The organism is Sulfurimonas sp. ST-27 (assembly GCF_048081595.1).
In the GTDB taxonomy this organism is placed as follows: Bacteria; Campylobacterota; Campylobacteria; order Campylobacterales; family Sulfurimonadaceae; genus Sulfurimonas; species Sulfurimonas hydrogeniphila.
The window spans coordinates 1689934-1715610 of sequence record NZ_CP182226.1; the positions used below are offsets into that span (position 1 = coordinate 1689934).

Here is a 25677-nt window from a genome sequence, read left to right on the forward strand (position 1 = left end):
ATTTATTTTAGGCGAACACGGACAGACTGTTCATGAGCCGTTAATCCTTCTGTATTTGCAATCAAAGCGCACTCTTCTCCAATCTCATTGATAGCATTTTTACTGAATGAAATAATAGAACTTTTTTTCATAAAATTTTCAACACCAAGCGGTGAATAAAATTTTGCTGTACCCCCAGTAGGAAGCGTGTGGTTTGGTCCTGCAACATAGTCGCCTATAGCTTCAGGTGTGTTGTGTCCCAAGAATATTGCTCCGGCATGCTTGATATACGGCAAAAGTTCAAAAGGGCTCATCGTAGCGACTTCAAGATGTTCGGGCGCTATTTTGTTCATCAAACCAACGGCTTCATCCATATCTTTTGTTACGATGATTGCCCCTCTTTCTTCTATGGATTTTCTGGCTATTTCCTGGCGTGAAAGTTTTGTTAGCCATATTTCAATTTCATCTTTTACAGCATCGGCCAGTTTTTGCGAGGGTGTAATCAAAATAGAACTTGCCATTTCGTCATGTTCTGCCTGAGAAAGCAGATCTATAGCCAAGTGGTTGGCCTTTGCACTCTCATCTGCCAAAATACCTATTTCACTTGGCCCGGCTATCATGTCAATATTGACTTCACCGAAAACCATTTTTTTTGCAGTTGCCACAAAAATATTTCCGGGTCCTGTTATAACATCCACTTTCGGTATTGTCTCGGTTCCATACGCCATTGCGGCAATAGCACTTGCACCACCCACTTTATATACCTCACTCACACCACAAAGATGACAGGCAGCGAGTAAAAGCTCATTTGGTTCATTATCCGGTGTCGGCGTACAGATAATAATATTTTCAACACCTGCAACCTGCGCAGGAATAACATTCATAAGCAAAGATGAGGGGTAAGCTGCTTTTCCTCCCGGAATGTAGAGCCCTGCACTCTCAACCGGAGTCACCTGCTGTCCCAAAATCGTTCCGTTTGCTTCTGTATCAAACCATGATTTCGGTTTTTGCTTTTCATGATATGCTTTTATTCTGTCATAGGCAAGATGCAGGGCATCTTTAAGCTTTTTGTCAATATTTTCATAGGCTTTTTGCATAGATGCAGTCGTTATTTTCAAGTCTGCATCATTTTTTGGTGTCCAGTTGTCAAACTTACTGATATGTGATCGCAAAGCCAGATTTTTATCTGTTTTTATATCTTCAATAATATCATTTACTATACCGCTCACATGGGCAATATCCATCTTTCCGCGCGCTAAAAGTTCTTCAAACTTTCCATCAAAATCATTATCACTGGATTTTACAAATATCATTACTTTTTCACTCTCTTTTGATTTGTATTAAATTCTTTTTGCACTATCTCTAATGCCTGTAAAAACACATCTTTTTTTGCATATCCCAAAAGTGGCTGAAACATAGGATCACCGTTTGGTAACAAAAACCATATTCCCGGAAGGCCCGGAGTATTTTGTGCCAGTACAGCCGGAATATAATCTCTTTTGTCCGTCCATGAACGAACAGCAATAAAATTTTTATTTATCTTTTGCACAACTTTTTCATCTTTAAGTGTTGTTTTATCAAGAAGCAGACAGTATTTGCAAGAGTGACTTGAAATAATAAAAAGAACAGGTTTATGCTCTTTTTGTGCCTGAACCATCCCTTCTTGATAGTCTTTTGCCCAGTGTATCTCATCAGCCATCAGAGATGTTGTGAATACAAATGCCAGTACCAATAATAATTTACCCATGTTTTTTTACCTTTTTTAAGAGTTCTTTTGCACATTCCTGTGCTGATTTTCCTGTAACATCTATGATGATATCTGCCAACTTCAGATACTGAGGTCGTCGTTCATCATAAAGTTTTTTTGCTTTTTTCAAATCAGCAAGCAACGGTCTTTTTTTCAATTTTCTTGTTGCATTGGGGTGTTCTTTTAATCGTTTAATGATAGCATCAAAAGGAGAATCCAATAGAACAATTGTACCTATTTTTTGTAAATTTGTCTGTTTGTAGAAACCGCCGCCGGTAGAAATCAGCGTATCATGTACACTTGTTTCCAGCCATTTTGCAACCCGTTTTTCCAGTTTTCTAAAATACTCTTCACCGTTTTCTTCAAATATCTTTTTAATTTTTCTGTTTTCCATGCTTTCTATAATGTCATCAGTGTCTATCGTCATATACGAAGAATATTTGAGCGCTTCGCGCGCTATACTTCCTTTGCCTACACCCATGAAACCTATCAGTACAATGTTTTTCATTTGATATCCCATACAAATTTAAAATGATTTTATCATATTTAGCATAAAAGTTTTCCATTTATCAACTGTTGGTATAATATCTTCTTTAAAAAATCAACAGTAGGTTTATTATGAAAAACAAAAAGTTTATCACTCTAGGATTTGCATCGGTTGCGACATCAATAGCGCTTATGCTTTCTTCTTCTTTATTTGCAGAGAGTTCCATAAAAGATGCACAGGCTTCTAGACTTCAGGCTTTGGAGAAATTCACGAAAGTCATCAGCATAGTACAACAATATGATGTTGATGATGTAACGATAGAAGAGCTTATAGACAAAGCACTTGACGGTATGATGAAAAATCTTGATGCCCATTCAAATTATCTGACAGAAAAAGATTACAAACGATTAAAAGTACAGACAGAAGGTGAATTTGGCGGTCTGGGAATTACTGTTGGTATGAAAGACGGTGCACTCACAGTTATATCCCCTATTGACGGAACACCGGCAGACAAAGCAGGGCTCAAAGCAGGTGATATAATTTTAAAAATTGACGACAAATCTACTATTGGCATGACTATAGATGAAGCGGTATCCCTTATGCGGGGAAAAGTCGGAGAACCTATTGATTTGCTCATCGTCAGAGAGGGAGAACTCAAGCCTCTTTCTATCCATATTGTCCGTGATATAATCAAAATAGAATCTGTACACGCAAAAGTAATAAATAATGATATTTTATACATACGCGTTGCCAGTTTTGACAAAAAAGTTGTAGAAGATGTTACGAAAGAGATAAATAAACGCAAAGCTTCCACTAAAGGTATTATTTTAGATTTAAGAAACAATCCCGGCGGATTACTTGACCAGGCAGTAGGTCTGGTTGACTCTTTTGTAGACAGCGGCGTGATAGTTTCCCAAAAAGGAAGACGAAAAATTGAAAACAAAACCTACAGCGCTCATGCCTCAAACACTCTGACAAAGGTTCCTTTGGTTGTTTTGGTCAACGGGGGAAGTGCCAGTGCCAGCGAGATTGTCAGTGGGGCTCTGCAAGACCACAAACGCGCTGTGCTCGTAGGAGAAAACACTTTTGGCAAAGGAAGTGTACAGGTTGTCCTGCCTATTACAAAAACAGAAGCAATAAAACTTACTATTGCCAGATACTACCTCCCAAGCGGAAGAACCATTCAGGCGGTAGGCGTGAAGCCTGACGTAGTCGTTATTCCAGGTGAGCTTAAAACACATAAAAATGAGTTTGCCATAAAAGAAGCAGACCTGAAAAAACATCTGCAGGAAGAACTTGAAAAAGTTGACGGGAAAAAAGAAGAGACTAAAGAAGATAAAAAAGATAAAAAAGATATAATTACGCCAGAAATGCTCAACAAAGACATTCAACTCAAAGAAGCCGTTGACATCATAAAAGCTCTTGTTATAATGAAAGGATAAAAAACGTGAAAAAAAAAGAATTACTTTACGAAGGTAAGGCAAAAAAACTCTACGCGACAGAAGATGAAAATTTAGTCATTTCTGAATTTAAAGATGACTTAACAGCATTTAATGGCGAAAAAAAATCCAGCGAAGTCGGAAAAGGAGCACTGAACAATAAAATTTCTACAGAATTGTTCAAACTCTTGGAAAAGAATGGCATTCCTACTCATTTTGTGAAAATGCTTGATGACAATCACATGCTTCATAAAAAAGTTGATGTTATCCTCATAGAGGTCATTGTTCGCAATATTGCAACGGGAAGTCTTACCCGCAACCTTGGCATTGAAGACGGTACGGTTCTTCCTTTTACTCTTGTAGAATTTGACTACAAAAATGATGAACTTGGTGATCCTAAACTCAATGACCAGCATGCACTGATTCTTGGACTGGTTGATTTTCAGGATGAGCTTGACAAACTTCGCCGTATGGCTCGACAGGTAAATGATATTTTAAAGCCTTATTTTGCTCAGAAAGGTTTGAATTTAGTTGATTTTAAACTTGAATTCGGAAAAGACAAAGAGGGAAATATCATTCTCATTGATGAAATTTCACCGGACAACTGCCGTTTTTGGGACATACAAAGTGGTGAAAAAATGGATAAAGACAGATTCCGACAAGGACTAGGTGGCGTTACAGTAGCTTACGAGCAGGTATTAAACAGAATTTTAGGAAAATAACAAATGAAAGCAATAGTAAATGTATTTTTAAAAGCAGGCGTATTAGACTCGCAGGGAAAAGCTGTACATCATGCCCTTAACTCTCTGCAATTTGGTAATGTTGAAGATGTTCGTGTAGGCAAACAGATCATACTCAAAATTAATGAAACAGATAAAGAAAAAGCAATGTCTGATGTGACAAAAATGTGTGAAGATCTTTTGGCAAACACCGTAATTGAAGACTATACTATAGAGCTTGTATAATGAAAGTTTCTATTTTACAATTTCCGGGAACGAACTGTGAATATGATACACAGTATGCTTTTGAAAAACTTGGTGCGACAACACAGATAGTATGGCACAAATCTACAACAATACCCGAAGATACTGATTTGCTTGTAGTAGCAGGAGGATTTTCCTATGGTGATTACCTCAGAAGCGGTGCTATTGCGAAATTCAGCCCTGTTATGTCTGCAGTAAAAGAGTATGCAGAAAATGGCGGAAAAATTTTAGGTATTTGTAACGGTTTTCAGGTTTTAACAGAAGTAAGACTTCTTCCCGGCGCACTGAAGCGGAACGAAGGGCTGCACTTCATTTCAAAACATCACCATCTTCGTGTAGAAAACTGTGACAATATTTTTTTAAAAAAACTGCATACCGGCGATGTTGTAAATATACCAATAGCACACCATGACGGAAACTATTACATAAATGACGAGGGTCTGGCAGAGCTTGAAGCCAACGGACAAATACTTTTGAAATACACTGACGCAAACGGTGAAATACAAAATCCTAACGGAAGTGTTGCAGGCATTGCAGGTGTTTGCAATAAAGAAAAAAATATTTTTGGCCTTATGCCGCATCCAGAACGCGCTATGGAATCTCTCTTGGGAAGCGATGACGGAATAAAAATGCTAGAAGGATTTTTAGCGTCGTGATCAAAGCACTTTTAATTGCTCTCATTTTCATCACATCACTTTTTGCAAATAAAGTGATTTATCTCAGCTATGATGAAATTCCGACAAGAGTTATTAAAGGTGAAATATTTCCCGTAACTTACAAAACACTCTCAACAGTAAAAAACTTTGATGATGTTTTGTATGAATTTTCAAATCATCAAGGTATCAAAATCCTTGATGAAGCACCCCAGAGAGTGCAAAAAGGAAAGTATTATTTTGATACTTTTCATATGCAGGCAACACAAAAACAGGCAAAACTTCCCGATATTGAAGCTTTTTTAATGGCACCCCATGATTACAACAGCACAACGCTTCAAGGTCCGAACCTTAATGTAATTACACTCAATCCCGGGGAAAACTTTTCCAATATCATAGCCAATAGTTTTACTGTTCAAGAGTATAAAACAACAGTGTATGACGATACACACAACATTGTTATATTTGTTGCCTCAGCACAAAACGCTGATCTGAATGAAATCCGTTTTAAACATGTATACAAGCAGGGACTTGAATCAATTTCCGGTAACTACAGGGAAGGGAAGATTATATATTTTGTTATTATTGACAAAAAAATAGAAAATTTTTCTTTTTCCTATTTTAATTTGCTTAAAAATGATTATGCTTTAGTCACAATCCCGATTATAGTCAATGATGACAGTGTTACCACACAAAGTGACTTGCGACCGCGAGACCAGTCACATGAGACGATCAAGATGTATATAGCGGCTGCTGTGGCATTCTTAGGTTTTATTCTAATTCTTGTACGTCGTAAATATTTCTATCTGATTTTTATTATCATACCATTAATTTATATAATTTATCTGGCAATACCCCAGAAAAAAGTATGTATCAAAGAGGGTACACCTCTTTATCTGCTGCCGGTAGACAACTCTACTGTATTTGAAACAACACAAACACAATACCATTTAACGAAAGAAGGACAGGTGCGAAACTTTATAAAAGTAAAACTGAAAAACAATAAAATAGGCTGGGTGAAAAATGAAGATACTTGCTCATATTAGTTGGGCTTATGCCACGTTCATTATCTTTACAGGGCTGACTTTTTCCATAATATTATATCCGATTTTACCTCGTCCCTATGCAAGAAAAGCAGTAGCATGGTTTATCAGGCTCACTACATTTTTTTCTACAACAGTCGAAGGAAAAGAAGACCCCGATGCACAAATGTTTTTAGTAAACCACCAAAGTGATTTGGATATCGGTATTTTGGAGACTGTTACAAATAAAGATATAACATGGGTTGCAAAAAAGTCTCTTTTTGATGTACCGTTTTTTGGTTTGGCAATGAGTATGCCAGAAGATATAGAAGTAGAAAGGGAGAGCAAAACATCTCTCATCAAACTGCTTCGTGCTGCCAAAGACAGGCTGAAAAAGAAAAGAGTCATTACAATGTTTCCAGAAGGCACACGTTCAAAAGGAGCCAAAATGCTCCCTTTCAAGTCAGGAGCCAAAGTCATCGCAGATCAATACAAGCTCAAAGTGCAGCCTATCGTTCTTATAGAGACTGCAAAGTGCTATGATCTGAAACGTTTTTATTATGTTCCCCGAAATATAAAAGTTGTTTTTCTTGACTCTTTTATTGCTGATAAAAATGATCCGGACTGGTTAAATGAACTAAGAAAAAAAATGCAAAAGGTATACGATCATGAGCTGGCAAACAATACTAGCAATAGGTAGCGGCGGATTTATCGGAGCAGTATTACGCTCATACATTAACGGGCTTATTTCCCACAGAGTACCGCATGAACTCCCTTTTGGGACACTTGGTGTCAACCTCATAGGAAGTTTTATTATGGGTGCGCTTTTGGCATATTTTATGTATTCAACTTTTTTAACACCCCATATGAAATCTTTTCTCTCAACAGGAATTTTAGGTGCATTGACCACCTATTCCACCTTTGCCATTGAAAGTTTTTTGCTTTTGGAAGGAGGGAGTATCGCGTTGGGGCTTTTAAATATGGCACTGAATGTTTTTGGAACAGTATTTATGGCGGGAAGCGGTTATTATCTCATCAACCATTTTTTTAAATCCTGATGACCTCATCTGCGCACCAGGATGCCAAGTCCATGTCATGGGTAATCAAAAGCATTCCCATTGAGTCAAGATTTTTTATAAGCATTTTCATCACTTCAAGCTGAATCACATTATCGAGTGCCGATGTCGGTTCATCCAGTAAGAGGAGTTGCGGTTGCATAAGCATAGCCCTTATGATAGATGCACGCTGAAGCTGTCCGCCTGAGAGTTCATGCGGCAGTTTTAAAAGCAGATCATACTCAAAACTCATATTTTCCATCAAACTGTGGAGATTATCCAAAGATGCCACATCTTTTATTTGGTGCAATAATGTATAACTCGGATGAAAGGAACTGTAAGGATCTTGAAAAATCTCAGACACCCTTGAAACTTTAATCGTACCGTTTTGTGGTTTGAGATTTCCGAGTATAAGTTCAAAAAGTGTACTTTTACCGGCTCCGCTCTCTCCGACTATAGCCTTTAACTCCCCCTGTTTTAAACACAGTGAAAAGTTTTCAAAAAGAGGCTTCTTATTTGTATAGCCAAAGCTTACATTTTTTATCTCTAAAACAGTATCTTGCAAAAATCAGCTCTCACTTTCTGCAGGATAGGCCTGTTCAAGTTTTTTATACAGCTCATCAGGAGTCACATCAGCGTGCTCTTCCCATATTCTTTTCATCACAACGTTATCTTCTTCACCCTTCCAGATTTTTATATAGCTGCCCTCTTTGTATCCGTGATCCTGACGGAACTGATTGAGTATATTTTTTCCTACATAAAGACGATAAAGCGTCTCTAGATTCAGACCGCTCATACTGACCAAATCAAAAAATTCTGATACCAGTTCTTCTAAAGCAATGCTCTCTTTTGAGACAGCAATGCGTATAAGATTTTCAATTTTTTGCATCACATCCTCCTGCGATGCAAATGCTGCAGCATCGGATTCTATGCCACCGAGTGCTTTCAAAGCTGATATGTCTATCGCTATATCTTCGATGCCGCCTTGTAAATTTTTACTGTATTCTTCTATTGCCAGGCTCATAATAAAATGCCAGACATCTATAACTTCAATCTGCTGATTTTGCCAGTCAGGCTCGACATCTATACTCTTCCAATGCTTCCAGCCAAAACTGTCCACCATCTCTGCGCACTCCATATATATACAGCGTTTCCAGTTAATAGACTTGCCGTTTTTTGTTATGCCTTTTGTCCACTCTTCACCATTGGTTGCATCGTTGAGCTGATTTTGCAGTTGCAGCATCAAAAAAATTTTATTATTCATCTGTTTCCTTTTAATCTGGAAGAAATTCATTTCTTTATTTTATCTAATATGCTAGAATTACTTACTTAAAGAGAGAGATTTATGAAAAGAATTAATTGTAGAAAATGTGAATACTATTATGTAACCTGGGAAGCATCAAAACCGCATGGATGCAAAGCGTACGGATTTAAATCCGTACAGATTCCCTCTATGGTGGTTTTAAACAGCAGTGGGGCTGATTGCTCCTTGTTTAAAGTGAAAACGGTTCGTAAATAATTTTTTTTCCAAAACCCAGTCTGTTATCAGTCAATTTAAAATAATGCACTTCTATTTGCCAGAGTTTGGGCATCATTGCCAATGCATACGGAAAGGTTTTAAAATAGAGTTTTTTCAAAGCACTGTTTTGCAGTTGCTTCATTTCCCCCCGAAACTGTAAACCCTCAATTTTTCCGACTTCCTGTGTTTCAAGTAAAATATTCCCTGCAATAAACGGATTTTTTAAAATATGCTTTACATGTAATGTCTCTTCACTGCTTGCTACGATAAAAGAGAGACTCTTCGTGTCATACGCATAAAAAAGGCTGCAAACGCTAAGTTGGTCCCTGTCTGTTGTTGCCAGGCTCATCACATGATGTTTTTGAATAAACGCAGTAATTTTTTTTAACTCTTTCTTCATTTAGTTTTGAAACATAAAATTTTCCAGTTTTTCCGGATCTGTTATATTGCGTTTATCCAGCATCATTTTTGCCGTTTCGTCCTGAACAAGTATTTCAAAGATTTCAAAAGGGTTTGTCATGTTATAATAACTCTTAATGAAATCAAGCAATATTGCGAAATTGTCATTTTTTGCTGTGTATCTTTTATACTCTTTATACTCATTCCAGTTTATATCAGCCACTTATTTTCCTCAATGCATTTTCAAGTCTTTGAACGACCTCTGCCATTTTAGCAGAGCTGAGCGCAAAATTCAAGCGCATAAACCCACTGCCTTCTCTGCCAAAACTGATACCGGGATTAAGTCCGAGTTTTGCTTCTTTGATAAAAAAGCTACGGAGCTCTTTGTCTTTTAAGCCCATACCGCGACAATCAATCCATGCCAGGTAGGTCGCCTCAATCGGTGTTACCTTTATAAAGTGCGGATACTTTTTTGCAAGTGCGCTCAGCATAGAATAGTTTTCATATAAATGAATTTTCAATGCTCTAAGCCACTCTTTTGCTTCTTTGTAGGCAGCTTCAAATGCTACATGTGACAAAGATGAGCCTTGGGCAAAATGCACTTTGTCATACGCTTTTTTAAATTTTTCCCGCAGCTCTTTGTTCGGGATGGCTACTGTGCTTATTGCAAAACCTGCCATATTAAAAGTTTTTCCTACGCCAATTGCGGTAAGTGTAATATCTTTTGCCCGTGAGCCTAATGCGGCAAACGGAGTATGTTTGTATGGTGCATAGACCAGATCAGCATGTATTTCATCCGCAAAAACGACAATATTATGTTGTAGACAAACTTCCAGTATCTGTTCAAGTTCCTCTTTTTTCCATACTCTTCCCACAGGATTATGAGGAGAACACAGCAGCAAAAGCTTTGTATTTTCATCAATTTTTGCTTTCAAATCTTCTATATCAAATTCATATTTTCCCTGCTTGTTACATGTAAGCGGATTTTTGACAAGTTTTCTGTTTAATTGCAAGACACTGTGGAAAAAAGGCGGATAGACAGGTGTTTGTACGATAACACCCTCTCCCTCTTTTGTAAAAGCCTCTATAGCAGTATGCATCGATGCTACAACAGAATGGGAATAGAACATATCTTCCAATGCAAAAGTAACATTATGCTCTTGTTTCATCCATGCAATCTGTGCCATAAATGCGGACTCCGGTACCTCTTCATATCCCATCACCGGATGCCGGAGTCTCTTTTTCACAGCATCCAAAACACACTGTGGTGTATCTATATCCATATCTGCTACCCATACAGGAAGGACATCCTGTGTACCGAAAAGCTGTTCTCTTAAAACATATTTTTCCGCATTGCTGCCTTCACGTTCACTGGCTGTTTCAAAACTGTACTTCTTCAACGCTTTTTCCATACACTTACCTGTGAAACGGTATGTTGATATTTTCTTGCTGTTTCTTTTATGACAAACTCCAAATCTTCTACATGTAAAAGCTCAAATTTATCATGCAGAATATCTTTCAGGCGCTCTATTGTTCTGACTGCATTCCCGTTTTCATCTTTGTATCCGCCAAGCCAAAACTCTTTTTTTGTAGAGCTTTCCTGCCATGTATAGGGAGAGGTAAGCATCAGTATACCGTCGGCATTGAGTCTTTGGTCTACCGTGTCCAAAAAGAGTCTTGGGTTGTAAAGTCTGTCTATGAGGTTCGTCGCCATTATCAAATCATACGCAGTGAAATCAGGCTTCAGGTTACAGGCATCTCCCTGCCAAAAAGAGACTTTCTCAGCCAACTGCTCATATCCCAAATCCTGCAGAGTCACTTTTTTATTGATACTGAGTTCACCCTCTTCCTTACATGTAAACGCAACATAGCCTGCTTCTTGTAATTTGGAACCGACCTGAATGAAACGTACAGAAAAATCTATACCCTCAACTCTGTCAAATGTTTTTGCAAGCTCGAAACTGGCTCTTCCTGTTGCACAGCCTAAATCCAGTGCTTTTGTTGTATTTGTTGCATATTTTGCAGCAATCTTTGCACAGGCTATGGCAAAATTTTCAACACCAAAATGCGTGTCACCATACTGAAATTCACAATACTGTGAAACAAGTTCATCACTCTCATAGATATCTCCACGGTTATCTTTGCTGTTTTGTGTTATAACATAGCGAAAACCGGCATTTTGAAAAAAGTGTTTTCTAAATGCATACCGAGAGTGTTTCATGATTAGGTTTCCACTGCTGGCCCATGATGAACCGAGTATCAAAGCATGCTTGTCATCAAAAGTAGGCACAGAAAAGTCGTCATAGGCCGCATGCACTTCAAAACCTTTAAAAGGGCGTATCGGTGTTCTGCTCCACTGCCATACATTTCCTATAACATCATAAATCCCGTTAAAACCGAACTCATCAACAGGACAGGAGGAAGCATAATGATAAAAATTGATATTTGCACGACTCTCATGCAGGGCAGGAACATCTTTAAGATTGGCTTTTTTATATATCAACTCATATTCTGCCTCACTTGGAAGGAGATACTCTTTATTCTCTTTTTTGCTTTTGTATCTGCAAAATGCTTCTGCCTCAAGAGCATTCACATCTACAGGCCAATCTTGCGGCATATCTATAATCTTGCTCAACGCTCTGTACTTAAAGACTCCGTTTTCTTTGACCCAAAAATGAGGATGCTTTGCATTGGATTTTTCTAAAAACACCAACCCTTCTTCATTCCAGTACTCTTTTGTCTCATATCCGCCGTCATTGACAAACTCCATAAATTCGCCATTGCTGACAAGAAATTTACAAACCTGAAAATCTTTAACAACTTCTTCATAGCTGCCATATTCATTATCCCATCCATACAGATGATGATTCTTGGCTTTTCCCAGAGTAACTGTATCGCCCTTGAGTGTTATCATCTCATTTTGAGGCGCATCTGAAGAGTGTGTACAGATATTGAATTCAGGAACATCTTTGATATATTCCAGAGGCATTTGACGATGCAGCACCAAAGATGTCTCTATGTGAATACGTTCATGCTCTATCCCCATCAGTATAATCCACATTGGTGAGTTCTGTTTTATCGGTAAGCTAAACTCCAACTGCATGATCAATCTGTCCACCAGTTTTCGCACAGCATCCCGGTAATTTTTCACTGCTGAGACTTCAGGCCACCTGTAGCGTGACTCGTCCAGATCATCCCAACGCATTTCATCCACGCCTACAGCAAACAGAGACTCAAACTCAGGATTTATTCTTTCATAAATTATTTGCATACTCACAAGTCTGTTTACAAAAAAGGTCGCTGTATGTCCAAAATAAAATATCATTGGATGACGGGTCGGTTCGCTTTTCTTGTAAAACACAAACTCATCTTGCAACAATTCAAAAACTTTTTCAAACAGATCAAAGGTATTATGGAAGTACTCGCGTATCTCTTTGCGTTTTTTCTCAATATTTTCTCCATCAAGTGTGACCGGGTACATACTTAGTTTACTCAATATTTTTCCTTTTTCTATTTATCATGGCTTATGTTATAATCATTATATGAAATTTTATCAAAGTAAATTATTAAACAACTACTCAAAACTCACACATGCCTTTACATGTAAGGAAAGCGGGAATTTAGCCTTTCATGTTCAGGATAATCCAAAAAATGTACTGCAAAATCATAAAACTTTGGCAAAAAAGCTCCATTATGACTATAAAGCACTTGTACACATGAAACAGATTCACTCAAATATTGTAAAAACAGTTGATAAAAACGACAACTTTTTCAATCCTCCTACCTGTGACGCAGTGATTACAAATAAAAAAAACACCCCTCTGCTGGTAATGGCAGCCGACTGTTCTCCGGTCCTTTTTTATGATCCCAAACAAAATGTCATTGCTGCAGCACATGCCGGCAGAGCAGGAGCCTTTGAAAATATTGTTCAAAATGTTCTTAACAGTTTTGTCAGGAGTTTTTCATCTGATATGAAGGATCTTCTAGTCACCGTCGGACCTGCAATATGTCAGAAATGTTATGAAATAAATGAGCAGATTTACAAAGAGGCAAAAGAGAAAGAAGTCAGTTATGCTGTTGATAAAAAAGGAAAGAAATTCTACCTGGATATCAGAGCAATACTCCAGAAACAGTTCTGTGCAGCAGGTGTTTTAGCCAAGAATATTGAGATATCAGATATTTGCAACTGTTGTCATTCTGACAGATTTTATTCTTACAGAAAAAACAACCCTACCGGAAGATTTGCAGGGATTATTATGCTTTAAATTTCATAAAAATATGTTGCATATGCCTTGTCAAGTTCAGAGAGTTTTACATGAAAAACAGCACGGACTTTCTCCTGAATATCTTTCCAAAAAGAGTCCAGCACTACACTTGCTCCAACATTTTGCCCTACTACAAAAAGTTCTCCTTCCAAGGCTTCTACAATATCTAGAACGATAATATTAGAAGCATCTGTGGCCAGTTTATACCCGCCGTTTACACCTCTTATACTTACAACAAAGCCGTGCTTTTTCAAGCTTGAAAGAATCTGTTCAAGGTAACCGTGCGAAATTTGCGTCATCGCAGCTATCTCTTTTATCTGCATCAGCTTGTTTCTGGGAGAATTGTACAACGCATGCATTGCTGCAACACCATACAGGCTTTTTGTAGACACGCCTACCATTACATAAATCTTTTATATAAATAATACATTTTGCATCCCAGACAGTAGTTAAAAGCAACTTCCAAAAACAGACATACAAGAAAAACACCACTCATAATATAAAACAGCATTTGTGCATGCAATAGATCAAATAATACTATAAATACTAAAAATATCAACCCAAAATATGTAGCCAGTCTTTTAGCTGCAGCATCTTCAAATTTACTCTTTACATGTAACAGCTCTTTAGTTCTTGCAGACAGGAAGTACAAAGGGCTGTAGTTTTTGTCAATAAAAAGTCTTATCATAAAATCTGCAATTAAAAAAAGCACAATACCCCTGGATGATGTACTAAGATAAAGACTGAAAAGCAGTAAAATATAAGATGCATTAATTCTGACAATATTAGCATCAACTTTGATAAATGATATAGGACAGGACTTTTGACTCATGCCGACTCCTTGTATTGATTGTTGGAATAATAATAAAGAAGTCGTTTAAAGTCAAGTAAACATAGTAGATTACTAAGGTTTATGGTTTATGACTTTTTTTGCCAGTTGTTCAGGCAAGAGTTCTAAAGACTCTTCTACAACTCTGGTATTACCGTGTGTGATAAATGCATCCTCGTATTCAAAAGATACAACGGATATATTTAAAATATTCTCCTTTGCCAAAAACTCTAAAATAGCAGAGCCGACACCGCCATACTTTGCCGTATCTGAAAAAACAAACCATTTGTTATACCTGTTTGACAAATCTTTGAGCATCTCTTCATCAAGCGGTTTTACAAAACGTAAATCGAGAATACTTACATCTTCTTTCATGCATTGTGCTGTTTGATATGCCCGTCCGACACCATTTCCGTAACCGATAAAAAGAATATTGCTCTTTGCCGTCTGTAAAAGCTGGGATTTTCCAAGTTCAAAAGGTGCAGACTCAGGCAAATCAGTTTCTGTAAAAGAACCCCTGGGATAACGCAAAGAACACGGATGCTCATATTTTGCGGCAAAACCCATTGCCTGATGAAAACTCTTCTCATCTCTAGGTGCAAACAGTGTCATATTTGGAATAGTCCGCAAATAACTGACATCAAATACACCCTGGTGGGTTTCTCCGTCTTCTCCAACAATTCCGGCACGGTCAAGTGCAAATACAACAGGCAGATCCATCAAGCAGGTATCGTGAATTACCTGATCATAGGCACGCTGCAAAAATGTGGAATAAATACTGCAAAAAGGTTTAAATCCCTCTTTTGCCAGTGCTGCCATAGAAGTCACGGCATGCTGTTCTGCAATAGCCACATCCCAAAAACGTGTCGGATATTTTTTTATAAGCTCACTTAGCCCTGTACCGCTTGGCATTGCTGCTGTAACACCGACAATCTTCTCATTTTTTTCACATAAAGAAAGAAGAGACTCGGTATATATCTGTGTCGCGCTTTTTGTTGCGGCTTTTTTGGCAGAACTGCCGCTGGAGAGATCAAACGGACCGACACCATGCCATTTTTCTTCTTTGCCTTCTGCAATTTCATACCCTTTTCCTTTAAGAGTCTGTGCATGAATTATAACCGGTTCGTTTAATTTTCTTGCCGTTTTGAGTATCTCTACAAGTTGTGCAATATTGTGCCCGTCTATTGGACCTATATAGTTAATCCCCATCTCTTCAAAGAGTATGCCCGGAGTAATGAGTTTCAAAGATTCTTCCATGCGCTTTGCAATATATCTGGCACCGTCACCAAAGTTGTCGACAAAACTCTCCGTATTTTTTTTAAATCTTTGGTAAAAAGGAGATGCCATGGCAGAGCTGAGCATTCTGCTGATTGCACCAATAGGTTTTGCTATGCTCATCTCATTATCATTTAAAATAATAATCATCGGGTACTTTCTCTCACCCAACTCATTTAACGCCTCATACACCATACCTGCCGTCATAGAACCGTCACCGATAAGCACCACGGGAATACGTTCGTTTTGCTGACCTTTAAGCGCTATGGCTTTGGCAGCCCCGACTCCCAGAGATATTGACGTTGAACTGTGTCCTGCCACAAAATAATCATCGCTGCTTTCGCTTGGTTTTGTATAACCGCATATTCCCTTAAACTGTCTGAGTGTATCAAATTCTTCCCATCTTCCTGTAAGCAGTTTGTGGGCATACGCCTGGTGTGATACATCAAAGATAAAAGGATCTTTTTGAGAATCAAATACTTTATGCATTGCCACAATTATCTCTGTAGCCCCGAGAGTAGAACTCAAATGTCCGCCATTCTTACTCACAACTTCCAAAATTCGTTTTCTTATATCTTCACTGAGAGCTTCAAGCTCTTTAATACTTTTCTCTTTTATATTCATTCTACTCACTTAAAGCTGCCTTTTTTACTCTCTCAAATCTTTTTGATATTTGTGCATCAATATTTCCTGCATCACTCAAAACTATAACACCGCCTTCACTTACTGCACTTTCAGGCAAAACTTTTACATGCTCAAGTTTGGTAAAATGTTCTGCGATAGCGCTGTGATCTTTTGGATTGACCTTCAGTGTTATTTTAGAAGCATTTTGTAATTCCTGTATCAACTCATCACTGAGTTTTTTAGCAATCTGTGAGGAATTTTCACTGACTTCAATCTGTACAACCTCTTTTGCAATGTCTATGGCCGCATGCAGCAATTCGTTCTTTATCCCTTCTAAAGCTTTTTCAAATTCACTCGCACTCTCTTCAAGTTTTTGTATGGAGTTTGTCAAAAGCTCGAGTTTACTACGCAGTGTTTTGTCAATCTCTTCTCTTGCTTTTGCCTCTCCGGCCTTCAAGCCTTCAGCAAAAGCCTCTTCCCTGGCTTTTTTCAGTTCTTCTTGAAACTCTTCTTCTTTGGCTTCGAGTCTCATTTGCAATTTTATAAAGTTTGATGACATTTCATCTGTTTTTTTCATTAAAGACTCTATAAGCGAATCTTTTGAACTCGTACTCAGAGCACTCGAATCAACATCCGAAGCTCTTGCCTTTGGATTGTCTTCTTGTGTAAATACCTTATTTTCTTTTTTTTGCTCTTCTTTTGAGCCCATTGCAATAACTTTAAAACTGTATTTTTGCACATTATGCTCGTTAATTTCATTTTCAGATATTATAGTTGCCATTTTTTACTCTATCATCTCTTCGCTGGAGCCCATTTGGATAGTTCCCGCTTCAGCCAACTGATTGACCACTTCCACAATTTTTCTCTGAGCCGCCTCAACATCTTTCATTTTGACTGCTCCCAGGAACTGCATCTCTTCTTCAAAGGCTTCTCGAGCCCGCTCACTCATTGCAGAGAAAAACTTCTCTTTTAACTCTTCCGGAGCAGATTTGAGTGCCAGCATCAATTCTGCTTTGTCTACAGCCTTTAAAATCTCTGCAATAGAATTCTTGTCCAAAGTCACAATATCTTCAAAAGTAAACATCATCTCTTTAATCTGTGTTGCCAACTCTTCATCGACCTGCTCAATATTTGCCAAAGTCGCTTTAGAGCTTTTTGCACCAAGGCGGTTAAAGATATCTGCAACCGCACGTGTTCCGCCAACTTCTACTTTATAAGAAGCAAGCGATTCAAGTTTTGATTCAAGAACAGCAGAAACCCGTTTGATAACCGAAGGGGAAATGTCTCCGAGTTTTGCCATACGCATCGCAACTTCACTTCGCAAATCATCCGGAAAATACTGCAATGTGTCGGCAGCCTCAGTAGGGTCCATATGTGCCAAAATCAAAGCAATTGTTTGTGGATGTTCATTGATAATAAAGTCTGAAAGCTGTTGTGGTTTGATTTTTGAAAGATAGGCAAAGTTTTGTGTATTTTGCATGCTTTTTGAGAGTTTGTCTAAAATCTTTTTTGCCTCTTCGGGACCGAGTGTTCTGTAGAGCAGTTCTCTTGCATACTCCATACCGCCTGATGTCATATACTGACCCGACTGAAATATCGCATGAAACTCTTCTAAAACAGCAGTTGCTATTGCCTTGTCAATAGTTCTGTTTGCTGCAATATATTTTGATATTTCAGTAATAGCCTCAACACCCATATTTGAAAATATTGCCGCTGTTGCGTCTTCACCCAACTGCAGCAGAAGTATGGCAATTTTTTCTGCCATACTCATTTCATCAAGTGCGGCCTGTTGCTGCTGTGTTAAAGTAGCCATACTTACTTCCTCTCTTTAGATGGAACTTCAGACTCTTCACTCAAAAGAGCCTCCAGCAAAGAAGCCACCTCTTCAGGTCTATCCTCCGCCATAGTTTTTACTTTTTCCAGGATAACCTCATGTTTGAGGTCATCTTCATTAAAATTACTTCCCATACCAAGTTGCTCTTCAACTTTTTTACGCATTTTTTGTACTTTTTCGACCAAATCATCGCCCTCTTCTTCATCCAGTTCCAGTGAAGGCGCAACAAGTTCTTCTTCTTCTTTTGACACTTCAAGCATCTTATCCGCAAACGGAGCAATGACTTTTTTGTACAAAACAAACAATAGGATAAACACAAACAGATATTTCAGCAAACCGGAAAATGGAGCCAAATATGTTTCACTGAATGCAATAGCTTTGTTGACTCCCTGAGCCCCTCCGCTTACAGATGCTCTTTCAAACTGCAAATTTTGTACACTGATTTGATCGCCTCTTTTAGGATCAATACCGATAGAACGACTGGCAAGAGAGGTTAAGGCATTTATGTCCGCAGCATCCAAAGGCACATACTCCATCTCATCAGTTGGATTCCCCTCTTTGTCCAGTTTTGGTTTGTATTTTCCGTCAACGACAACTGCAGCCGTTATCCTTTTGATTCTTGCAAACTGACTCTTTGTAGTGCTGACGGTTTTTCCGACTTCATAATTCGTTGTGCCGGAGTTTTTTGAATATTTCTCCACCATTTTATTTGAGGTAAGTCCCTGTACCGGACCAATGTTGCTTACAGTTCCAGGAACGCCTCCGACTTCTTTTGGGGCACTTCCTTCTCTTTTTTCTTCATTAACCTGTTCGCTTCGCACAACATTTTCAGGATCATATTTTTCGGAAGTAGAGTTTTTTTGTGAAAAATCAAATTCTATGGTTACCTGTGCCACAACCTTGTCACTGCCGCCTACAAAAGGTGCGATAACATCAATGATTTTTTCCTGCTTTTTTTTCTCTTCTTTTATTTTATATTTTTGCTGAGCAATAGAGAGTTCACTCATCTGCGCCATTTCATCGTCATCACCAAGTGTTACGCCGTCACTGTCAATCAACATTACATTAGAAGGTTTTAGTTTTGGCACAGCTGCTGCGACAAGATTTTTAATTCCCCTGATTTGCTTGGAAGTAAGCATCCTTCCCTCAACCAGCTGCACCATTACAGAGGCTGTCGGATCAACCTGTTTGGAGACAAAAAGAGTCTCTTTCGGCAGAGCAAGGCTCACTGTTGCTTTTTCTACAGGTGAAAGTGCACTGATAGTACGGGAGAGTTCACCTTCCAATGCGCGCAGATGCTTGATTTTTTGATCAAAATTTGTAGCACCGAATTCCTGTTTGTCAAAAAGTTCAAATCCCACGCCTCTGTTTTTTGGAATACCCAAAGAGGCAATAGAAATCCTCTCTTTGTACACAATATCACGAGGCACTTTGATAACATTGTTTGCTTCAATTTTATAAGGAATATTATCTTTATCAAGCTGTTCTACAACTTTTGCAGCTTCAGAGGGTGTCAGAGAATCAAAAAGTACTTCATATCTGTCAAGTGAGGTTTTTTTAGCAGTAAAAACAACTAAAAAAATCAAAAAAGCAACAATACCTATTACAGCAGCTGCTATAATCATTTTTTGCTGTTTTGTAAGTTTTGCATACAAAACTGATAATTGCGAAAAAAGTACTTTAAAATCCATCAACTTCCCATCTTAAATTTTATAATAACAGTGATGCAAGTTCAAAAAAACGGCTGTTTTGCTCTTTTGTTCCGACAGTTACACGAATTGCATTCAACCCATAACCACTTAAATCCCGTACTATCATTCCTTTACGCAATAAAGCATTAGAAATTTCTGTCGAATTTTGTGTGTTATTCAGGCATAAAGTAACAAAGTTTGTATAACTCTCTATTATATCTATTTTTTGCTCATTTGCAAACTCTTCATAGCGTTTCATCTCCTGGAAATTTAAAGCGATACAATTATTTACAAATTCCTCATCTTCAAGTGCAACACTGGCAGCTTCAAGCGACAATGTCGTTATGTTAAAAGGCGGTCTCAGTTTATACAGTTCTTTTATAATATTTTCTGACGAAATACCATACCCGACACGCATGCCTCCAAGTCCGTAGGCTTTTGAAAAAGTACCCAGATAAATGACATTTTCAAATTTTTCAACCAACTCTTGAGGCATGATTTTTTTACTTTTGTCTTTATATGCAGCATATTCCATATAGGCACCGTCTACAACAACCAAAGTATCATTGTCGATTTTTTCTATAAACTTCATCAATTTGTCTGCATCTATTGCATCCCCTGTCGGGTTATTCGGTGTGCACAAAAAAATTATCGCAGGATTTGTCTCTTTATAAAGCCCATAAAATTCATCTAAATCATGCTCCTGTGATGCAGTTCTCACAATCTCTGCCCCGACATGTTTCGCATAAATCTCATACATTGCGAAAGTCACACTGTTCATCAGTATTTTGGAATTTTCATCAGCTTTTGCATGCATAATAAATTCTATAACCTGGTCACTTCCGCTGCCGATAATAAGATTTTTGTGCTCTGTTGCATATTTTTTTGTTAACGCATTTTTAAGTTTAAGCATACTGTCATCAGGATAAAGTGCCATATTCGGTAGAATTTTTGCCACGGCACTTTGTACTTTGGGGGAGCATCCATACGGATTTTCATTTGAAGCAAGTTTTACAATATCTTTTGGTTCTATGCCGAATTCACGTACGACAAGTTCTATAGGCTTGCCCGCCTCATAAGTTTTGATATTTTGTAGTTTTTTATTAAATTTCACTCTTCACCCTTTACGTAACTTCCAAGCCAAGTGACTTCGTCTTTATGTTTCTGTATGACTTTTTGAATCTTTTCCTCATCTATATGACCATAAAAGTCTATATAAAACCAGTAGCCAAAACCACCTTTGTCTCTTGAGGGACGAGACTCAATTTTTGAAAGATTTATCTTCTCTTCTTCAAAATCCTGTAAAAAACGCACCAGAGAACCAGCTTCAACAGCGTCTTTTAATCGTACCAGTATCGAAGTTTTATCATTCTCGCTGACAGAATTTTTAAAATCACTTAAAATGACGAAACGCGTTGTATTGTCTATGGCATCTTCAATGTTTTCAAACAGAGTAGGAAGTCCATACAGTTTTGCTGCAATATGAGAACATATTGCAGCCGAATTTGGCTCACGTGCCGCCAAAATGGCTGCTTTTGCCGTCGATTCTACCGGGATCAGTTCAACATTGATCAAACCATGTTCATTTAAAAATTCCCGACACTGCCCAAAGCCTTTGTCTTTTGAGTAGATTTTTGTAATATCCTCAAGTTTTTCCGCCTTTGTTGCAAAAGACATGTGAATCGGCATATAAAGTTCTGCAACAATTTTCATAGGACTTTTTGCAAGCAGATCAAGTGTCTCTCCAACAATTCCGTCACGGGAATTTTCAATAGGCACAACTGCAAATTTGGCACGGCCGGATTCAAGTGTTTTAAATACAGAAGCGATAGAATTTAACGAAAGATAGTCACTCATAGCCCCAAAACGGCTCTCAGCCGCCTGATGCGTAAAACTCCCTTCAGGCCCCAAATAGGCTATACGTTCCGGCAGTTCCAAATTTCTTGCCACAGCAAAAATTTCTAAAAATATTGCTTCTATCGCTTTGTTATTTAACAGTCCGCCCTCTTTTTCATTCAAAGAAACCAGTCTGTCAATAATTGCTTTTTCACGTTCTGGTCTATAGATTGCGCCACCGGTCTCTTTTTTGATTTCTCCGACTCTCTGGACAACTTTCATACGCTTATTCAACAGTGTAAGCATCTCATTGTCGATCGCATCTATCGCTTCTCTACAGTCATCTAAAGTTTTCATTATTGCTCCATCTTGTGGCGGATTAAAATATCCTGCATATTTTTATATATAAAATCGGGGATATTTGCTTCTTTTAAAAAAGGGACAATTTCCTCGGCACTTTTATATTTTCCGCTTGTTACAAAGAGTGTTTTCATACCAAGCTCTTTTGCTCCGCCCAAATCACCTTTTACATCATCACTGATAATAGTTATGTTTTGAAAATCTGCGGCAGGATTTTGTCTTTTAATTCTTTTAAGTGCTTCATTGTAAAATGCCTGACTTGGTTTGCCTACAACATCATAAGAACAGCTTGTCGCGAATTCAAGCATCTTCAAAATCGCACCTACTCCAGGGTAGCGCCTGTTGTTTTTTGCATAAATAGATGTCTCATGCATACCGACAAGTTTCGCACCATCAAGTAAAAAATCTATCATTTGTGCATATTCATCCGCAGAAAAATCCTCTTTTATGGCAATCAGTACGGTTTTGGGGTTTGTGTAGTCAAGTTTGTATCCCATGCTTTGCAGTGTTTGTAAAAACGCTTTTGCACCATATGCAGCCACAGCCTCTTTTTCGACACGGGATTCCAGAAGCATTAAAGGATCAAGGTACTTTGTCGCGTCAAATTCAAAACCCAGTCTGTTTAGATATGCCAAAAAATTCTGTGATGCTTTTTTTGTATTATTTGTTATGATCATATAAGGAATATGCTCACGATTGAGCATTTGTATAAACTCCCTGCTTCCATCTATTGGAGATTTGTCTTCATCACTGATAAGCGTTCCCTGCACATCTATAAAATACATTTTAGTCTACTAAAAATTCTTGTTCTAGACAGATAAGATCTTCAAAGCACTCTCTTTTTCTGATAAGTCTTGCTTTGGAGTTTTCAACAGCGACTTCCGCACTTCGTCCACGTGTATTGTAATTGCTCCCCATTCCAAATCCATAGGCACCGGCACTGTGAATCACAAGCAAATCATTTCTCTTTAGCTCCGGCAGAGGATAGTTTTTCGCAAAAAAGTCACCGCTTTCACACACCGGACCGACTATGTCTACTTCTCTCACCGGACCATTATTGTCTGTAATTGCTTCTATCTTATGATATGCATTATAGAGTGACGGACGCAGCAGATCATTCATTGCACCGTCAACAACAACAAATTTTTTATCACCATTTTGTTTTTCATAGAGAACTCTCGTCACAAAGTATCCTGCATTTGCCGTCAAAAACCTGCCCGGTTCACAAAGAATCGTCAAATCAAGTGCCGTAAGTGTTCCTAAAATTGCCTGTGCATAATCATATGGTTTTATCGTCTCTTCATTATCATATTTGACGCCAAGTCCGCCACCAACATCAAAAAACTTCAACTCTATATCAATAGCCTGCAGTGAACGCACCAAATCTGCAACTATTTCGGCAGCTTCTCTTATCGGCTGCAATTGTGTCAGTTGTGAGCCTATATGAAAATGAATACCGACAGGGTCCAAATATTGAGAATTTTTAGCCTTGATATACATACGTTTAGCACTTGAGAGATCCACACCAAATTTATTGTCATGCAGTCCGGTAGAGATATAAGGATGTGTCTGCGGGTCAATATTGGGATTCACTCTGATACTTATGCGTGAAGGCTTGTCCAGTCTCTCTGCAATAGCCTCAACCCGATCAAGCTCCGCTTCGCTTTCAACATTGATATATAAAATATCTTTTTCTATCGCTTCACGTATCTCCTCATCACTTTTGCCGACACCAGAAAATATAATTTTATATGCGGGAATTCCTGCCAAAAGAGCACGACGCACTTCACCGATAGAAACACAGTCAGCACCACTGCCCATTTTTGCAAAATGACGAACAACACTTAAATTTGAATTTGCTTTTACTGCATAAGCAATAATAGACTTACGTCCCCTGAATGCTTCTTTTAACTCTGTATACTGTGCGGACATATAATCAAAATCATATACGTACAAGGGTGTTCCATACTCATCTGCCAATGCTTTAAAATCAATCATAAAAATTCCAAATATTTTTTAGATGATTTTATCTAAAATGTGCTTAGAAGTGCCTAAGACAGTAGTGTTCTGTGTCTATACCACTGAAAAAAGGCCAATAGAGCCAATATCGCAACAGGAAGAACTATCCCGACTTCACTCGGTATCACTTTATTGTTTGCAAGCTTTATCAGAAAAAAGAGAATTCCCCAGGTGAGCAACGTTGCCAGGATTGCACCAAATGTAAAAAGAGAAACATTCAAAAATCGTACACTCATTGGGACAAAGAAAAATATTATAACAATGAGACACGGAACAAAAAAAGGATAGATAAATATTTTATAAAGTGCTGACTTGATATTATCCGTATTAATGTTTTGTTTATTCAGTAAAAGCATAGCATCCACGGCATCTATAATTGTAAAGTTCACTTTTCCCTCATATACCTGGTCAAGCATTTTAGGGCGAAACCCTTCTAAAATTTTCAAATCTTTTGCTTTAGTGACTTTTATTCCGGGTGAGGCAAGAGACAAATCATCAGGCTTAGTAATAATGTCAGCCTGCCTGATAAACCAGTAGTTATCTATGTATCTGGCTGACTTGGCAACAACCACTTCTTTTAAAGACTCATTTGTAACACTAAACACACGAATATTCTTCGCAGTTTCCTGCAAAGGAAGCAGTTTTGAAAAATATATATACTTTCCCTTGTACGCAAAAAAAAGATCGCGTGTGGGACTTAAATATTGCGAATTCTTTTTAATATTTCTGGAAAACTCTTCTGCTCTGGCAAAATTCGACCAGGCATGCAGCGCTATAAACAGAACAATAACAGCGGTAGAGACAAGAACAAAGGGACGCAAAACATCTACTCTTGAATATCCCAAAGAAAAGAATGAAACAAGTGCATTGGAGCGGATAAGATATATTTTTGTAGATATCATTCCAAATACCAGTGCGATTGGCAGTAAAATATCTATGGCAGAAAATGATTTGTACACCAGATAAATCAAAATAAGGTTTGCCGATGACTTGGATAAATCCTGGGCACTGCCCATATAGTCAAAACCGACAACAAACAGAACCAAAGCTGTCAGTATAATCAAAAAATATTTTATATAGTGCCATGAAATATATCTGAATGCTAACATTCCATTGCCTTTTGGGAGTATTTGCACCGTGTCTCTTCCAATGAATGTGTCAGTAAAAACTCCACTGCATCACAACATTTATCTATCCATTCCGACAGACATTTTTGTTCTGTTGCACTAAAAGGACTTAATACATAAGAGGCCACTTCTCCCTTATGCGCTGGTTTTGCTATGCCCATTCTTACTCTGACATATTCACGGGATATTTTTGAATCTATTGATTTAAGACCGTTGTGCCCGCCATGTCCTCCGCCTTTTTTAAAACGTAAGGCACCAAAGGGAAGATCCAAATCATCATGTATTACAACGACATCTTCGATTTTGTAAAACTGCTTTACTTTTACAACAGATTCTCCGGAAAGATTCATATATGTCAATGGTTTTAATAAAAAATGATTTTGAAATTTATAGAGTTCACCTTGAAATGATGAGGAGGAAATCTTACTGGCATTATGACGACGAATCAGTTCATCTATAACCATAAAACCGATATTATGGCGTGTAGCCTCATAGTCGGATCCAGGGTTTCCCAGCCCAACTATAAGCATATTG

General features: G+C 38.1%; 30 protein-coding genes. 9 read left to right on the top strand and 21 right to left on the bottom strand.

The window, feature by feature from the left end:
* Positions 1–2: 2 nt before the first annotated feature.
* Genes hisD through ACM66U_RS08925 form a run of 3 tightly spaced genes read right to left on the bottom strand, consistent with a single transcriptional unit; the run spans position 3 to position 2234 of the window.
* On the bottom strand, positions 3–1292 hold the full coding sequence (hisD, locus tag ACM66U_RS08915; RefSeq protein ID WP_418640566.1) for a histidinol dehydrogenase: 1290 nt from the start codon (positions 1290–1292) through the stop codon (positions 3–5).
* Complete coding sequence (locus ACM66U_RS08920; protein ID WP_151899821.1) at positions 1292–1726, bottom strand: thioredoxin family protein; 435 nt, start codon at positions 1724–1726, stop codon at positions 1292–1294. The genes hisD and ACM66U_RS08920 overlap by 1 nt, the downstream gene beginning before the upstream one ends.
* Positions 1719–2234, bottom strand: a complete 516-nt coding sequence (locus tag ACM66U_RS08925; protein ID WP_151899820.1) for a shikimate kinase — start codon at positions 2232–2234, stop codon at positions 1719–1721. The genes ACM66U_RS08920 and ACM66U_RS08925 overlap by 8 nt, the downstream gene beginning before the upstream one ends.
* A 110-nt stretch (positions 2235–2344) precedes the next feature.
* Here ACM66U_RS08925 and ACM66U_RS08930 point away from each other — a divergent pair, with 110 nt between their 5' ends.
* From ACM66U_RS08930 to crcB, 7 genes are read left to right on the top strand one after another with little or no spacing between them, the layout of a single operon-like run.
* Positions 2345–3655, top strand: coding sequence for a S41 family peptidase (locus ACM66U_RS08930; RefSeq protein WP_151899819.1), 1311 nt, complete (start codon positions 2345–2347; stop codon positions 3653–3655).
* Positions 3656–3660: 5 nt separating this feature from the next.
* Positions 3661–4374 (top strand): phosphoribosylaminoimidazolesuccinocarboxamide synthase, encoded by a 714-nt coding sequence (gene purC / locus ACM66U_RS08935; RefSeq protein WP_151899818.1) that lies wholly within the window; start codon positions 3661–3663, stop codon positions 4372–4374.
* 3 nt (positions 4375–4377) lie between these two features.
* Positions 4378–4617, top strand: a complete 240-nt coding sequence (purS, locus tag ACM66U_RS08940) for a phosphoribosylformylglycinamidine synthase subunit PurS (protein ID WP_151899817.1) — start codon at positions 4378–4380, stop codon at positions 4615–4617.
* Positions 4617–5291, top strand: coding sequence for a phosphoribosylformylglycinamidine synthase I (gene purQ, locus ACM66U_RS08945; protein ID WP_418640567.1), 675 nt, complete (start codon positions 4617–4619; stop codon positions 5289–5291). Before purS ends, purQ begins: the two co-directional genes overlap by 1 nt.
* Positions 5288–6334, top strand: a complete 1047-nt coding sequence (locus ACM66U_RS08950; RefSeq protein WP_418640568.1) for a hypothetical protein — start codon at positions 5288–5290, stop codon at positions 6332–6334. The genes purQ and ACM66U_RS08950 overlap by 4 nt, the downstream gene beginning before the upstream one ends.
* The gene (locus tag ACM66U_RS08955) at positions 6312–7010 is read left to right on the top strand and encodes a lysophospholipid acyltransferase family protein (RefSeq protein ID WP_418640569.1); all 699 of its coding nucleotides are present in this window, start codon (positions 6312–6314) and stop codon (positions 7008–7010) included. The genes ACM66U_RS08950 and ACM66U_RS08955 overlap by 23 nt, the downstream gene beginning before the upstream one ends.
* The gene (gene crcB, locus ACM66U_RS08960; protein ID WP_151899813.1) at positions 6979–7368 is read left to right on the top strand and encodes a fluoride efflux transporter CrcB; all 390 of its coding nucleotides are present in this window, start codon (positions 6979–6981) and stop codon (positions 7366–7368) included. Before ACM66U_RS08955 ends, crcB begins: the two co-directional genes overlap by 32 nt.
* On the opposite strand, the gene ACM66U_RS08965 is transcribed toward crcB, so the two are convergent.
* Complete coding sequence (locus tag ACM66U_RS08965) at positions 7358–7930, bottom strand: ATP-binding cassette domain-containing protein (RefSeq protein ID WP_418640570.1); 573 nt, start codon at positions 7928–7930, stop codon at positions 7358–7360. The genes crcB and ACM66U_RS08965 overlap by 11 nt on opposite strands.
* A gap of 3 nt (positions 7931–7933) precedes the next feature.
* The gene (locus tag ACM66U_RS08970; protein WP_418640571.1) at positions 7934–8629 is read right to left on the bottom strand and encodes a dUTP diphosphatase; all 696 of its coding nucleotides are present in this window, start codon (positions 8627–8629) and stop codon (positions 7934–7936) included.
* A gap of 81 nt (positions 8630–8710) precedes the next feature.
* Here ACM66U_RS08970 and ACM66U_RS08975 point away from each other — a divergent pair, with 81 nt between their 5' ends.
* Entirely contained in the window at positions 8711–8884 is a 174-nt protein-coding gene (locus ACM66U_RS08975) for a uracil-DNA glycosylase (RefSeq protein ID WP_151899810.1), read from the top strand.
* On the opposite strand, the gene ACM66U_RS08980 is transcribed toward ACM66U_RS08975, so the two are convergent.
* Genes ACM66U_RS08980 through ovoA form a run of 4 tightly spaced genes read right to left on the bottom strand, consistent with a single transcriptional unit; the run spans position 8859 to position 12779 of the window.
* Complete coding sequence (locus ACM66U_RS08980; RefSeq protein ID WP_151899809.1) at positions 8859–9284, bottom strand: pyridoxamine 5'-phosphate oxidase family protein; 426 nt, start codon at positions 9282–9284, stop codon at positions 8859–8861. The genes ACM66U_RS08975 and ACM66U_RS08980 overlap by 26 nt on opposite strands.
* Positions 9285–9506 carry a hypothetical protein gene (locus tag ACM66U_RS08985; protein WP_151899808.1) on the bottom strand — a complete coding sequence of 74 codons (222 nt, stop codon included), beginning with the start codon at positions 9504–9506 and terminating at the stop codon, positions 9285–9287.
* Positions 9499–10695, bottom strand: coding sequence for a pyridoxal phosphate-dependent aminotransferase (locus ACM66U_RS08990; RefSeq protein WP_418640572.1), 1197 nt, complete (start codon positions 10693–10695; stop codon positions 9499–9501). Before ACM66U_RS08990 ends, ACM66U_RS08985 begins: the two co-directional genes overlap by 8 nt.
* Complete coding sequence (gene ovoA / locus ACM66U_RS08995; protein WP_418640573.1) at positions 10680–12779, bottom strand: 5-histidylcysteine sulfoxide synthase; 2100 nt, start codon at positions 12777–12779, stop codon at positions 10680–10682. Before ovoA ends, ACM66U_RS08990 begins: the two co-directional genes overlap by 16 nt.
* Positions 12780–12825: 46 nt before the next feature.
* On the opposite strand from ovoA, the gene pgeF reads away from it, so the two are divergent.
* Entirely contained in the window at positions 12826–13548 is a 723-nt protein-coding gene (gene pgeF / locus ACM66U_RS09000; RefSeq protein ID WP_418640574.1) for a peptidoglycan editing factor PgeF, read from the top strand.
* Here the strand turns inward: pgeF and ACM66U_RS09005 are convergent.
* The 12 genes from ACM66U_RS09005 to pth all read right to left on the bottom strand — a co-directional run bounded on the left by ACM66U_RS09005 (position 13545) and on the right by pth (position 25673).
* A complete protein-coding gene (locus ACM66U_RS09005; protein ID WP_151899804.1) occupies positions 13545–13949 on the bottom strand; it encodes an RrF2 family transcriptional regulator in 405 nt (134 codons plus the stop codon). The two genes, pgeF and ACM66U_RS09005, sit on opposite strands and share 4 nt — an antisense overlap.
* Positions 13949–14380, bottom strand: coding sequence for a DUF4395 domain-containing protein (locus ACM66U_RS09010; protein ID WP_346389888.1), 432 nt, complete (start codon positions 14378–14380; stop codon positions 13949–13951). Before ACM66U_RS09010 ends, ACM66U_RS09005 begins: the two co-directional genes overlap by 1 nt.
* 72 nt (positions 14381–14452) lie before the next feature.
* The gene (gene dxs, locus ACM66U_RS09015) at positions 14453–16276 is read right to left on the bottom strand and encodes a 1-deoxy-D-xylulose-5-phosphate synthase (RefSeq protein ID WP_418641413.1); all 1824 of its coding nucleotides are present in this window, start codon (positions 16274–16276) and stop codon (positions 14453–14455) included.
* A 1-nt stretch (position 16277) separates the two neighbouring features.
* Positions 16278–17057 (bottom strand): flagellar assembly protein FliH, encoded by a 780-nt coding sequence (fliH, locus tag ACM66U_RS09020; protein WP_151899802.1) that lies wholly within the window; start codon positions 17055–17057, stop codon positions 16278–16280.
* Between the two features lie 3 nt (positions 17058–17060).
* Entirely contained in the window at positions 17061–18089 is a 1029-nt protein-coding gene (fliG, locus tag ACM66U_RS09025) for a flagellar motor switch protein FliG (RefSeq protein WP_151899801.1), read from the bottom strand.
* 2 nt (positions 18090–18091) lie between these two features.
* Entirely contained in the window at positions 18092–19801 is a 1710-nt protein-coding gene (fliF, locus tag ACM66U_RS09030; protein WP_418640575.1) for a flagellar basal-body MS-ring/collar protein FliF, read from the bottom strand.
* Between the two features lie 19 nt (positions 19802–19820).
* A complete protein-coding gene (gene hisC, locus ACM66U_RS09035; RefSeq protein ID WP_151899799.1) occupies positions 19821–20915 on the bottom strand; it encodes a histidinol-phosphate transaminase in 1095 nt (364 codons plus the stop codon).
* Positions 20912–21994 carry a prephenate dehydratase gene (pheA, locus tag ACM66U_RS09040; protein ID WP_151899798.1) on the bottom strand — a complete coding sequence of 361 codons (1083 nt, stop codon included), beginning with the start codon at positions 21992–21994 and terminating at the stop codon, positions 20912–20914. Before pheA ends, hisC begins: the two co-directional genes overlap by 4 nt.
* The gene (locus tag ACM66U_RS09045) at positions 21994–22782 is read right to left on the bottom strand and encodes an HAD-IIA family hydrolase (RefSeq protein ID WP_418640576.1); all 789 of its coding nucleotides are present in this window, start codon (positions 22780–22782) and stop codon (positions 21994–21996) included. The genes pheA and ACM66U_RS09045 overlap by 1 nt, the downstream gene beginning before the upstream one ends.
* A gap of 1 nt (position 22783) precedes the next feature.
* Complete coding sequence (lysA, locus tag ACM66U_RS09050) at positions 22784–23995, bottom strand: diaminopimelate decarboxylase (protein ID WP_188110035.1); 1212 nt, start codon at positions 23993–23995, stop codon at positions 22784–22786.
* Between the two features lie 53 nt (positions 23996–24048).
* Positions 24049–25125, bottom strand: a complete 1077-nt coding sequence (locus tag ACM66U_RS09055) for an LptF/LptG family permease (RefSeq protein ID WP_346389885.1) — start codon at positions 25123–25125, stop codon at positions 24049–24051.
* Positions 25119–25673, bottom strand: coding sequence for an aminoacyl-tRNA hydrolase (pth, locus tag ACM66U_RS09060; protein WP_151899795.1), 555 nt, complete (start codon positions 25671–25673; stop codon positions 25119–25121). The genes ACM66U_RS09055 and pth overlap by 7 nt, the downstream gene beginning before the upstream one ends.
* Between the last annotated feature and the right edge of the window lie 4 nt (positions 25674–25677).